Raw genomic sequence first — 12,699 nt, forward strand, 5'->3', positions numbered from 1 at the left:
CTGGTGCGTAGTCCGCTTCAGGGTCTCGTCTGGGGCTTGATGCGGTGATTATCCGGCAACCGATGTTTTGGGTGACGCCAGGGTACGCACGGTAAAGCCGAACAACGCCGCCGCCAGCATCATGCAAATCATCGCCTTGGGTGAGCCGTCCGAGAAGCTGCTGACCACCGACCCGGCAATACCCCCACTGGCAAAACCCATGGCACCCACCAGCGCTGTGGCGGTACCGGCCAGGTGAGGGAAAAATTCGGTGATGGACGAGGTTGCATTGGCGACCACAAAGCCATGACTGCCGACATACAGCATCAGCATCAGGGTTAACAGCCAGACCGACAGTTGGTCGAACAGGAACACATAGCCGATCATCAGCAGCGCCATGGTGATCTGGATTTTCTGTCCGATACCAATCAGCACCGGTGGATCAAGCCGCTTCAACAAGTGCAGATTGACCTTGCTCATCGACAGCATGGTGAACACCACACAGCCAAATACGAGGGGATAAACGGTTTCAGTCAAACCAAAATAGCCCATAAAAATACCCGGGGATGAGGTGACAAACGACAGCATGCCAGCGTATGCGCCACAGGTTGAGGCGATAAACCCCCAGACCCGCGGATCACCCAGCACCTGCCAGTAGTTACGCAGCGGATTACCTCCGGTACGGACTTTGCGGGTTTCCGGCAAGCGGTAATAAAACAGCGCAATCAACAACAGGGCATACACCAGCAAAAAGCCGAAAATGGCATGCCAGCCCAGCAGTTTCAGAATAAACATACCCAGCAGCGGCGCAATCAGCGGCGCAACCATCATGACCTGAATGACCCGGATCATGGCCGAAGCACCTTCACGGCCACTGGCAAGGTCGCGAATAATCGCGGTGCTGTTGACGACGGCGAGTCCACCGCCGAGGGCCTGCACGGCCCGGAAGACCAACATTTCATCCAGCGATTGCGACAGCAGGATACCGCCGGCACCGACAGCAAAAATGGCCAGCCCGGTAATCACCATGGTGCGACGACCATAACGATCCGACAACGGCCCACCCAGCAGTTGCCCAAGGCTGAAACCCATCAGAAAAACACTGACCGACAGTTCAACCTCGTGCAGTGATTTACTGAACTCACTGGCGATCACCGGTACTGCGGATAAATAGATATCAGTGCCCAAAGGCGCCAGCGCTGTTAACGCTGAAAGCATTAACAAGAAGCCAGGGGTCAGGCGAGCCGTCATAGCAGACATAATTCTCCGGAAAGACAAAAAACGTACCACGCCGGTTGGATAACCACGAGCGTTGGCAATAAATTCAGATAGAACGCCGAGAGCTGCTCGACATCCGGACGATGGCCGGTGTTATTGGGCGACCTCGTCACCGACCGCTCGTGCAGCATAAAAAACGCAGGCTGGATTCAGGAAGAAGGGTGCCGGATCAAGTAGCTGGCGAAAACACGCTGTTCCCACCGATGGTTGTTATCAACCGGCTGGAGAAACAGAGACGCGACCATACAGTATGAAGCTTAATGCTATCAATAGATGTTCCCGGTATGAATTGATCCGTAATCGACAACAATAACCATTCTGTTCAACAAGCCTGTTTAGCCAGGGAGAATTGGCGTCAATGGCCCTGATGGCTGATGGCTGGTGGCTGGTGGTTGGTGGTTGGTGGTTGGTGGTTGGTGGTTGGTGGTTGGTGGTTGGTGGTCTCGATATGGCAGGCATAGTAATCAGCCGGTGCGCCAGTGCAAGTAGCCAGTGCAAGCAGCCGGAGTATAGGAGAAGAGAAGGGGATTCAGTAACAGAGAGAACGCTGGCGATCCGATCAGCCCCATCCCTGGGGCGTAATATCACGATACCGCTGAAAATACCCGGGCAAAGCTGGACTGCTCATGAATATCAATCGGCAGCCGCAGCTTGCGAGAGATATCGCTGGCGGAAAACAACCCACGAATAGTGTGATTGTCTTGATCAATCACCAAACAATGTTGCTGGTGATTGTCTTGCAGGAAATTCACCACATTCCCAATCGTCGACTTATCCAGCTCGGCATAATCCAGCGCCACCAGATCTTTTTTGCGCACCATCAGCTCCGCCACCAGCACTTCTTTCAGGCTGCGCAAGCCGGTATTGGCCGCTTGCAACAGAACGTACTGATCGGATAGATGCTCTGCTCCAATAACGCCCAGAAACTGATTGTGTTCATCCACCACCAGCTTCAGGCGTACATGGGTTTTGATCATCATGTTGCGGGCTTCAAGGGCAGTCATCGAGGCATCAACCACCATGGGCTCATGGTCGATAAAATCGGTAAAAACCGTCTTGGCAGGGCTATTCATGGAGATATATACCGGTTTTTCCGGGAAGGCCAGATCATCAATGCTCTGGACGGAATGCAGGGTCAATTTGCTCATAAGAAATACTCCACGGCCTGTGGCGCACAGCGGCGTCCCAGTCAGGCCAAATTCTGATTGTTGGGTACAAAAACGTCAGGCGTTGTCCAGGCCACCCCGTATGGGAGCCTGGGAATCAGAATGAAGGAGGGCCGCGCGCCCGGAGGCTGTCGCGCTGACGTGTCCGATAACCCGAGAGCGGGGCAAAGAACAAGACGGCGGTCAGGACCAGAGTGAGCAGTTGAAAAGGGGAAGCGACGCTGAAATAGTGGCGATCGTTATCATGATCCAGCAGGGCTGGCAGATCGCTGAAGGTGAGCTGGTTACTCCAGAGGACGTTGTGCTCGCCCCGGGTATCCAGCAGATTGAGTGCCCCTAACGTACCGAGCAGAGCAATACAGACACAGAGGCGCAGCATTATGCGACGATTGATCATGTGCTCCCCCTGTTGAATACGTGATGGTGTACTGCTCCAGTATAGACAGATAACTGGCATCAGGTTCAGTACGAGACGCATTAAAACAGGACAACCTCTCCGCTTGTATCCACCGCACCGTCACGGCCCTGGCGGGCACAAGCTGGCCACCGGCCTAGCCCAAATCACCACCACCAACCGGAATCACCGAACCGGTCAGGTAAGACGACTCATCCGACGCCAGAAACAGAATCGCATCGGCTTGCTCCTGCAAGGTGGAATAACGTTTCATCAGGGTTGAGTCGACGGTCTGGTCGACAATCTGCTGATACCAGATGGCTTCCTGTTTGCTTTGCTTGTTGGTGTTGCGGGGAATCCGGCGTGGGGCTGCATCAGTACCGCCCGGTGCGGTGGCGTTGACGCGGATGCCATATTCGGCGTTCTCGAATGCCAGGCAGGCCGTGATGGCATTGACGCCGCCCTTGGCAGCCGCATACGGCACGCGATTACGGCTCCGGGTGGCAATGGACGACACATTCACAATGGTGCCGCTGCGTTGCGCCTGCATGGTATCGAGCACCGCATGACAGCCCCACAAGGTCGGGAACAACGAGCGGCGGATTTCTTTTTCAATCTGGGTCGGCTTGTAGGCTTCATAGGGTTTGGCCCAGATGGTGCCACCAACGTTATTCACCAGCACATCGACCCGGCCCAGCTCCGCAATGACCGAACGAATGGCGTCGTTGGCACTTTTGAACTGCTCCAGATTGGCGAGCCGGTGAATGGTGTTGGGTGAGCCTGCAGCAAGACAGGCTGCAACCACTTCTTCGACGATGGGCGACAGATCGATCAGCGCCAGTATTGCGCCTTCCGCCGCCAGGGATTCCGCCACCGTCCGGCCAATGCCCTGAGCGGCACCGGTGACAATAACGACTTTATTTTCAAAACGAGAGGGACGCATAAAAGGTGTTCTCCTGAAGCGGGGCGATGTGCCAGACACACCGCCACAAACGGGCGCGGATCAACTGGAAGCAAATTTCTCGTAATAGAAATTCACCGGCTGGATGCCTTTGTCGGTGATAAAACCGTTGACGGCGTCGACCATGGGTGGTGGCCCGCAGAGGTAAATATCGAGGTCGCCGTGGTGTAATACGGCGTCGTTCATATGATGGGTTACAAACCCTTTTACCGGGTACTCTGCCTCCGGGTTGGCGGCACAGGCGGTAAAACTGAAGTTGTCGATGCGGGCTGCCAAGCCTTCCAGAGTGTCCAGTTCAACCAGATCGCTGTCGTTGGTAACGCCGTAAATCAGATGTACGGGTTGCGGGCAGCCATCGCGTTCGAGTTTTTCCAGCATCGCCAGAAACGGCGCCAGACCGGTACCGCCCGCCAGCATCAACAGCGGACGTTTGACATCCCGCAGGTAGAAGCTGCCGAACGGGCCGCGCAAGGTCATGCTATCGCCCGGCTTGGCATCGTGGGTCAGCCAGTGGCTCATCAAACCGTCCGGTACTACCCGCACCAGAAACGACACTGCGCCACTGTCTGCCTGCACCAGCGAGCTGAACGAATAGGCCCGGCTCTGATCGGTGCCAGGTACTTGCAGATTGACGTATTGCCCCGGCAAAAAATGCAGGGCACGAACCTGATCACTGGCCAGGGTAAAGCTGAGGGTAGAAGGTGACAGCCGGTCAAGCTCGACCACCTCGGCATGAATATCCGCCATCTGGGTCTGTACACATAGGGATGACAGCGCCGGGACGTTAATCACGCAATCCGTTTCTGCCACCATGCAACAGGTAAGCACCTTGCCTGCTTCTGCTTCCTGCTCGGACAGGGCGTCGTCTATGTAATCGTCCATCTCGAACTGGCCGGATTCCCATTGGCATTTGCAGGTACCGCAGGCACCGTCTCGGCAATCCATCGGAATATTGATTTGCGAGCGGTAGGCGGCATCGGCCACGGTTTCGCCCGCCATGGCGTCGATAAAACGGGTAACTCCGTCTTCAAAATTGAGGGCTACTTTGGGCATAGCGGTATCTCCAGCCTTTGTTGAGGGCTTTTGTTGTTATGTGGCAGCGCACCGGCCAGCGTCTTACACGTGATAGATGTCGACGACGTGATGAATGTAGTCATTCTTGATCACAACGGTTTTCTGCAGGATCTTCAGGCCGGCTTCGGTCTTGATCAGCGTGACAAAGGCGTTGCCGAAATAAGAATCCACGGTGTGGTAACGCATGCTGTGGGTGCACCAGTTGTAGCGGATCTCGCAGCGGTCACCATGGTCGGCAACAATTTCAACATTGCTGGTGTTATGGCTGGTGCGCGGCTCCGGCAAACTGGAGGCGCTGGAGCGTTCGGTCTTGATACGGAACACCCGGTCTTCGAGGCCATCGCGACGGCGGTAATACATCAGCGAGACGTGGGCCTGGGGATCGGTCACCAGCTCGCCATCGTCATCCCAGCTGGGAATCCAGAACTCGGCTTCCGGGTCGTAGTGTTCCAGCCACTGGTCCCACTGTTTGTCATCCAGCGCCCGGGCTTCGGAGTAGAGAAAATTCAGAATCTGTTGGTAATCAAAGCTCATGGTCTTGCTCCTTAGCCGTTGGCTTTATCAGAACCGGTTTTATCGACACAGGCAGACAGGTAATCCACCCAGTAACGGTGCTGAATGGTGTACAGGCCTTCATCTTCCGATTTGGCACCACTCATCACTGGTTTGAGGTCGATGGCCTTGGCAGCGTCGTCCGGGCCGTCAATCCAGTGGGTGGCACCCCGACACATATCGTTCCAGGGCAGGCCACCGGCCTTGAAGCCTTCCTGACAGGCGCGGAATTCTTCCAGGTCATCCGGCGTTGCCATGCCTGATGCGTTGAAGAAATCTTCATACTGGCGAATGCGGTGGGTACGGGCGTCGGCGCTCTCGCCTTTGGGGGCGATGCAATAGATGGTGACTTCGGTCTTGTCGACCGAGATCGGCCGGAAATGACGAATCTGCGAACTGAACTGATCCATCAGGAACACGTTCGGGTACAAACACAGGTTGCGCAGGTTGCCGATCATCCAGTCGGCTTTGGCTTCACCATATTGAGAAACCAGCTCGTCGCGGCGTTCATACAGTGGGCGGTCTTGCGGATTCGGCCATTGCATCCACAGCAGAATATGGCCTTGTTCAAAGGCGTAGAAGCCGCCTTTCTGTTTGTTCCAGGTCGACGCATCCATGGCTTTGACGTCATCATCCGACATGCCGTTTTTGCGGCGGGCGGTGGTGGCTACATAGTTCCAGTGCACGGACGAGACATGGTAACCATCGGCACCGTTTTCAGCCTGAACCTTCCAGTTGCCATCATAGATATAGCTGGAGGCACCCTTGACCACTTCCAGACCTTGCGGTGACTGATCGACGATCATATCGATAATCTTGGCTGCTTCGCCCAGGTGCTCGGTCAGTGGTTTGACGTCGTCTCGCAGCGAGCCAAACAGAAAGCCACGATAGGATTCGAAGCGGGCGACCTTGGCCAGATCGTGGGAACCATCGCAGTTGAAAGAATCCGGGTAACCGGCTTCTTTCGGATCTTTTACTTTCAGCAGCTTGCCGGAGTTATTAAAGCTCCAGCCATGGAAAGGACAGGTCAATACCGACTTGTTGCCCTTTTTGGTACGGCACAACACCGCGCCCCGGTGGGAGCAGGCATTGATAAAACAGTTCAGCTCACCTTCCTTGTTACGGGCAATAAATACCGGCTGGCGGCCCATATAAGTGGTGAAAAAATCGTTATTTTCAGCAATCTGGCTCTCGTGGGCCAGATAGATCCAGTTGCCTTCGAAGATATGCTTCATCTCCAGCTCAAACAGCTCCGGATCGGTAAACATGTCACGGCGACAGCGGAACAGACCTTGCTCCTTGTCTTCTTCCATCATGCCCTGGATTTTTGTTATCAGTTGCTCGTTCATCAATGGACCCTCCGTATTTATGATCAGGTTAAAAGCCTGACGAAAAACGAACTATCCAGAGCCGGATAAGGTTTATCCGTTTTGTGCACAGAGATGATTTAAGCCAATGGCTGGTGGCTGGCGCAGGGAAATGGAGCAGTTAAAGACAGAGGGAAGCTGGCAAGTGATGAATGAGGGAGTGAAGGAATAAAAAGGGCGGAAAGGGGCTCTGGCAGGCTATTGATTTTATCCCTGATGCCTACTGGCTTCGGTAAACCACCATCAAACTGGATGAACGGGTTCCAGACGATCATCCTTTACGATCCATCAAAACCCTGTTCGATCAGGCACTCACCCACATCGACTGGAAACTCAGCCTGATCTATTCCGGGCGTGGGCGGGAATCCATTCCTCCGGAGCCTTTATTGAGAACCTTGCTGCTGAAAATCCTCTTCAGTATTCGCAGCGAACGGCAGCTGGTCGAGCAGATTCATCACTCCTTGATCTGATATGTATGTATATCCAGTATAATTGAAAGATTGCCCAAATTAATGCGCGCTTTTTCAGAAGCCTTGCGCGCTTTCCCGGACGTTGTTATCGTCAAGGCATTGATACACGGAAAGTTGTTGCGCAGGTTGACAGATTAATGCACAAGGCACACAGGAGTTAATGCGCATGCTCGCTTTCATAGAATGGACTGATCTGGAAATGGATTTTACTTCTTATTATTCAAGTAGTTATGGTGATTTCCCAGGAACCGCGCATGTGCACTAATAAACTGTTATGTGATTCTGGAAGATTAGAGGTAAATTTATGGAAGATAACAATCAAATAAAGTTTGCATTATATCTTGAAGATTGGGACTTTGAGAGTGGTGATAAAAAAGTCTTGAAAAAAAAAGGTCTTGGAGTAACTACTACAGAATACATAAAGAATATGAAAGGGCATATTTTTTGTCCTGAATGTAGTGCAGGTTTATTTCGATCTCCAGAGGAGAAAGATTATGATACCAATGGCAGAAAAGCGTTTTATGCCCATAGTCGAAAACACCAGCCTACATGTAGTTTGAGAGTAAAAAAAGCACCGGGAAAGCGTTACGACTCTGAAGAAATAGCCAAGAAAGCTATAGAGGATGAGGAACTGGTAGTGGTAAAATATTTTATGAAAGAAAAACCAAAACCACCTAAAATTGATAATCCGCAGCAATATCAAGGTGAGCCAGTTGAAGACACTGATGGTGACTTAGCAAAAGTTCCTATTAGTAGACATAATGGGGAAACTTTTAGCTTACCCTCACGAATCACCACTGTAAGAGGACTTTGTCGGAATTTTAATAAAAACCTATATAAATATTTTCATCTTCCTGGCAGAAAAAACGCAATTCAACTTAATAATCTTTTGATTGATATTAGAAATGTTAGAGAAACAGATGAAGTTCCAAAGTTCTATTTTGCAAAAGTGAGTCGGTCGTGGAATTGCGGGCCAACCCCACAAAACATTAGGCAAACAATGTTTGAATTCCCTAGAGGTGAGTATGTGGATTTTTGCCTTAAGGCTACAGATGAAATTTCGAGAGACCATGGTGTTGACGATGATGCCAAAGGTAAAATTGTAATTATGTTTGGTACAGTTACAAAAAGTGGTATTGGATTGTCGATAGAAGGTGTGGGCTGGGGAGAGTTTGCGGTTCTACCAGATAAGTACGCTGACCTGCTGTATTAAAATCACATAACAAAGTCGTCAAGAAAGGACGTAAAAAGCTTGGCTTGCGCTCCTTCGTTGCTAATTATAGCCAAGCATTTTCCGCCTCTTACGGCGGCGTTATGAAGCACAAGGTAGTCTCTGCCAAAGGAGTCGGCAAATATATGAAAGCTAGATATCTTAAAACAACAGACCAAAGTATTAAAAGTCAATTATCGGGCGTAAAGCCAGAGCAAGCATTAGCTGAATATATCTGGAATGGCTTCGATGCAAACGCTACGAAAATTGAAATCAATACTGAAATGAATGAGTTGAAAAGCCTCATTTCAATGACCATACAAGATAATGGTGATGGAATTGATTATGATGATCTTGAAAATACACTAGATTTATTTCTTGATTCGAAAAAGAAGAATATCTCAAAGCCTACCACTAGAGGAAAAAAAGGCCGTGGCCGTTTTACCTTTATCAAGTTTTGTGAACAAGCTTATTGGGAAACATCATCAGGTCATAATGGTTTTTGTTTTACAATTGACTCAGGTTATTTAAATAAATATGAGCCAGAGAAAATAGTCAAAACCAAAACAAATAAAAAAGGAACAAAGGTTGTTTTTTCGCACATTAAAGATGTCGACTTTAATCTATTTAATGATTATATGGTTCCTTTCTTAAGAAATGAATTTACTTGGTTGCTTGTATCAAATCCTGAATTGAAAATTATAGTAAACGGAGTTCAATTAAATACTTCAGACTACGAGGCGATTCCTCACCAAGAAGAGTTCGAGGAAGGTGTTTTTAATCTAAAAAGTGTTATTTGGGAAGAGAAACCAAACCAAGAAAAATCGTTGGTATATTTCATTGACTCTTCTAATGAGATTGTGCATAAAGAGCTATCAGAACTAAATTTGAAAGGTTTTTATTGCTCGTCTTATGTTTCTTCTGATTGGTTTGACGGCTTTAATAGTAAAGCCGATCTTTTATCGGGAAATAAAAATACCGAATCAGAAGTGTTTGTTACTATTTTAGCTCTAGCAAAAAACAGGTTAAGACAAGAGTATATAAACTTTAGAAATTCTGCTGCTGACAACTTAATACAGCAATATATCAAAGAAGGTGTTTTCCCTGAAATGAGCGGAGATAACCGCGTTCTTAACGAGTTTCATCGTGAACAACTAATATCAACTATTAAAATAATTTATGAAGCAGAACCTGCTGTGTTTTCTAAGCAATTGAACAAATCTCAAAAGCGTATTTTGATAAAGCTTTTAGATAGAATTGTTCAATCTAATAGGCTTTCAGAATTATTTGATGTGTTAGATGGAATCGTTTCTTTATCAGAGGATGACATGGGGCGTATCTCAGGCCTTCTGCAACGAACATCTTTGGAAAATATAACTAAAACAGCTGAACATGTTAGAGATCGTCTGGATATAATTCAAAGCTTTAAATCATTAATATACGATCATAAAAAGTTCGCACTTGAAGTGCCGCATATTCAAAAATGTATTGAATCAAACCTATGGCTTTTTGGTGAAAAATATCACTTACTAACATCTGAAGAAGATAAGTTTGATCAAGCCCTAAGGTCTTTATTGGACTTTAATTCAGAAGATAGATACTACGATAGAAAGCCTTTGACTCATCCAGATAAAAATAAAGAAATGGATCTGTTTATCGCACAAAAAGGCTTTAAAGTTGCTGATGATGATAAAAAGTATTTTCATCACGTTGTTATTGAGCTTAAGAGGCCGAGCATAAAGCTTGGAGATAAAGAGTTAGCACAAATTAAAGCTTATAAAAATGTAATAGCTAATGAGCCTCAATTTCAAGATGAAAACTCGATATGGGACTTTGTGCTCATAGGGAATGAAATCTCTGAAAGTAAAATAACAGCAGTAGATTTACACTCAGATTTGGAAACTAATAGAATTCACGGTGAACCTGGCTTGGTTCAAAAGACTGGGAACTTCAGAATCATAGTTAAAACTTGGAAGCAAATCCTTAATGAATTTGAGTTAAGGTACAACGAGATATCAAATAAATTAAGCTTAAAAGAGCTAGAGATTGTAGCTTCTAGCCCAAGTGAACTGACAAAAAGTATTGAAAGCGCCAGTGAAAGTGCTTCATAACAAGCTGTTAAACAAGGACAAAAAACAGTTGGTTTTTCTCCTTCGTCGCTAATTTTAACCAACTATTTTTTGCCTGTTAACAGGGCGTTAGCAGTCTCTTAAATTTTGCGTCAATTTCGTACATAAGGATATTGAATGAAACTTGTATCTCTAAAAATTAATAACTTTCGTGCCATTAACGGCGAAGAGAATGTAATTGAATTTAAAGATAATAATATTGTTTTTCTTTTTGGGAAAAATAATATTGGGAAATCTAGCGTGTTACATGCTTATAGGTATTTTACATCACCCTCTCAAAAATCCTTGATAACAGATTTTTATGAACAAGATACAACCAAGGAAATCGTGATAGAAGCTACTTTTCTCAAAGAAGATAGTGATATTGATAATTTCAATGAAAAGGGTTTGGATAAATGGGTGGACGCTAATGGCTTAGTCAAGTTTAGGAAAGTTTGGAGCGAAGTTGATAAGGCTGCGAATAAAATGACTTATAGTATTGATGAAAGTGATTTTGTTGCCGGTGGGTTTGGAGGATTAGAACCTATTCTTACAAACGCTACACCGAATATCATTTTTATTGAAGCTATGCCAAGTGTCAAATCATTAACGGACTGGTTAGAAAAAGAAATAAAGAATAAGTTACTTAGAAAATTAAAAGATAATCATCAGGCGGAATATAGTAGTGCTCTTACGGCTATCAAGTCATTGCAAGAAAAGGTTGAGAATGAAGGTTATCTTGGAGAAATAAGCCAGAAAGCTAATCGTTACTTTAGTGAAACATTCCCCGAACTTCAGTTAAGTATACAGTCAACACCTTATAAGGAAGCTGATTTAAGCAAGGCTTTTGAAAAAGATTTTAGTGTCACGATCGGCGATAAAAAAGATGAAAAAATCAAATTGGCAGAAGCTGTTGAAGCCGCTGAAGAGCTATTAGGTGATGAGAGCTCCTCTAAAATAGATCGTAAATTTGATTTGCATGGACATGGGTTAATTAGACAGGCAATAATTAATATACTGTCTTTGTTTAAAGATACTAAAGATGGTGAAAAACACATTATTTTGTTTGAAGAGCCTGAGTTGTACTTACATCCAAGTAATAAAAGGAAGTTCAGAAATACTCTATACCAAATAGCAGAACAAGATGATTATCAAATAATTTGCGTGTCTCATGATCCTCAATTAATTGATATGAGCAGGGAACATACCTCTTTAGCTCGGTTTGTGAAGAAAGAAAATGGCGAAACAATTATTTATCAAGCAGGCGATAATGTTTTTTCAAAGAATGAGGAAACGAAAGACCGAGTTCTAATGCTTAATCGGTTTAACCCTCACATCTGTGAAACATTTTTTTCTGATGAAGTGATTTTGGTTGAAGGTGATACAGAAGCAATAGTTTTACGAGGCTTAATATATGAGCATTATCCAAATAGTGATTTATTTGTACTAAACACTGGAACCAAAAATAACATTCCATTTTTTATTGAAGTATTAAGCCATTTTAAAATCAATCAGCATGTAATACATGACTCTGATGAAAGGTATCTTTACACCGAAGGACAAAGGAGGTTAAAAAATGATGGAGATCCTAAAGCTAATAGTGCTTGGACATTAAATGCCAAGATTTGGGATGCTATGGAAGTAGCAAAATCAAAAGGGGCATCTGTTAAACGCTATGTATCTGTCAGGAATTTTGAAAATAGCCATGATTATTCTCACGATTCCCAAAAGGGAAAACCTTTATCAGCATATGAGTTTTCTAAAACTCTAGATATTGATGATGAGGAAAAAAGCATTGTGAATTTCTTAAAACAGGTTGTTGGTGATAAGCCTTATGACAATGAATATACGCAAGAGCACCTCGAAGAGATTGTTCAGGAACCGTTTTAAAGAGTGCTAACAAGCTAATTCAAAGGACAAAAAACAGTTGGCTTTTGCTCCTTCGTTGCTAATTTTAGTCAACATTTTTTTGCTTTTTAACGAGGCGTTATATTCCCGAGTATAAAACTACTAACAAATAAAGGAATAGATGAGATTGAGGGTGCTCTAGCAGGCTGTTGATTTTATCTCTGATGCCTGCTGGCTTTGGTAAAATACTCTTTTTTAATGAATTGTCGGACTCCCCATGCGTGGCGCTGAC

General features: G+C 46.3%; 11 protein-coding genes. 4 read left to right on the forward strand and 7 right to left on the reverse strand.

Annotated elements, in window-relative coordinates:
• Nucleotides 1–48: 48 nt before the first annotated feature.
• From Q4551_RS10180 to benA, 7 genes are all read right to left on the reverse strand, one after another.
• Nucleotides 49–1,239, reverse strand: coding sequence for a multidrug effflux MFS transporter (locus Q4551_RS10180; RefSeq protein WP_303433550.1), 1,191 nt, complete (start codon nt 1,237–1,239; stop codon nt 49–51).
• A gap of 602 nt (nt 1,240–1,841) precedes the next feature.
• Nucleotides 1,842–2,405, reverse strand: coding sequence for a CBS domain-containing protein (locus tag Q4551_RS10185; protein ID WP_303433551.1), 564 nt, complete (start codon nt 2,403–2,405; stop codon nt 1,842–1,844).
• Nucleotides 2,406–2,520: 115 nt separating this feature from the next.
• Nucleotides 2,521–2,820, reverse strand: coding sequence for a hypothetical protein (locus Q4551_RS10190; protein ID WP_303433553.1), 300 nt, complete (start codon nt 2,818–2,820; stop codon nt 2,521–2,523).
• Between the two features lie 154 nt (nt 2,821–2,974).
• The gene (locus tag Q4551_RS10195; protein ID WP_303433555.1) at nt 2,975–3,760 is read right to left on the reverse strand and encodes a 1,6-dihydroxycyclohexa-2,4-diene-1-carboxylate dehydrogenase; all 786 of its coding nucleotides are present in this window, start codon (nt 3,758–3,760) and stop codon (nt 2,975–2,977) included.
• Nucleotides 3,761–3,820: 60 nt separating this feature from the next.
• A complete protein-coding gene (benC, locus tag Q4551_RS10200) occupies nt 3,821–4,831 on the reverse strand; it encodes a benzoate 1,2-dioxygenase electron transfer component BenC (protein WP_303433557.1) in 1,011 nt (336 codons plus the stop codon).
• 63 nt (nt 4,832–4,894) lie between these two features.
• Nucleotides 4,895–5,386 (reverse strand): benzoate 1,2-dioxygenase small subunit, encoded by a 492-nt coding sequence (benB, locus tag Q4551_RS10205; RefSeq protein WP_303433558.1) that lies wholly within the window; start codon nt 5,384–5,386, stop codon nt 4,895–4,897.
• Between the two features lie 11 nt (nt 5,387–5,397).
• On the reverse strand, nt 5,398–6,753 hold the full coding sequence (benA, locus tag Q4551_RS10210; RefSeq protein WP_303433559.1) for a benzoate 1,2-dioxygenase large subunit: 1,356 nt from the start codon (nt 6,751–6,753) through the stop codon (nt 5,398–5,400).
• 386 nt (nt 6,754–7,139) lie between these two features.
• On the opposite strand from benA, the gene Q4551_RS16240 reads away from it, so the two are divergent.
• From Q4551_RS16240 to Q4551_RS10225, 4 genes are all read left to right on the forward strand, one after another.
• Complete coding sequence (locus Q4551_RS16240) at nt 7,140–7,241, forward strand: transposase (RefSeq protein ID WP_368501385.1); 102 nt, start codon at nt 7,140–7,142, stop codon at nt 7,239–7,241.
• A gap of 304 nt (nt 7,242–7,545) precedes the next feature.
• Nucleotides 7,546–8,454, forward strand: a complete 909-nt coding sequence (locus Q4551_RS10215; protein WP_303433561.1) for a hypothetical protein — start codon at nt 7,546–7,548, stop codon at nt 8,452–8,454.
• Nucleotides 8,455–8,555: 101 nt separating this feature from the next.
• Nucleotides 8,556–10,562 (forward strand): ATP-binding protein, encoded by a 2,007-nt coding sequence (locus Q4551_RS10220; RefSeq protein ID WP_303433562.1) that lies wholly within the window; start codon nt 8,556–8,558, stop codon nt 10,560–10,562.
• 135 nt (nt 10,563–10,697) lie between these two features.
• The gene (locus tag Q4551_RS10225; protein WP_303433564.1) at nt 10,698–12,449 is read left to right on the forward strand and encodes an ATP-dependent endonuclease; all 1,752 of its coding nucleotides are present in this window, start codon (nt 10,698–10,700) and stop codon (nt 12,447–12,449) included.
• The last annotated feature ends 250 nt before the right edge of the window (nt 12,450–12,699 follow it).

Source organism: Oceanobacter sp. 5_MG-2023 (genome assembly GCF_030548165.1).
Classification (GTDB): Bacteria; Pseudomonadota; Gammaproteobacteria; order Pseudomonadales; family Oceanobacteraceae; genus Oceanobacter.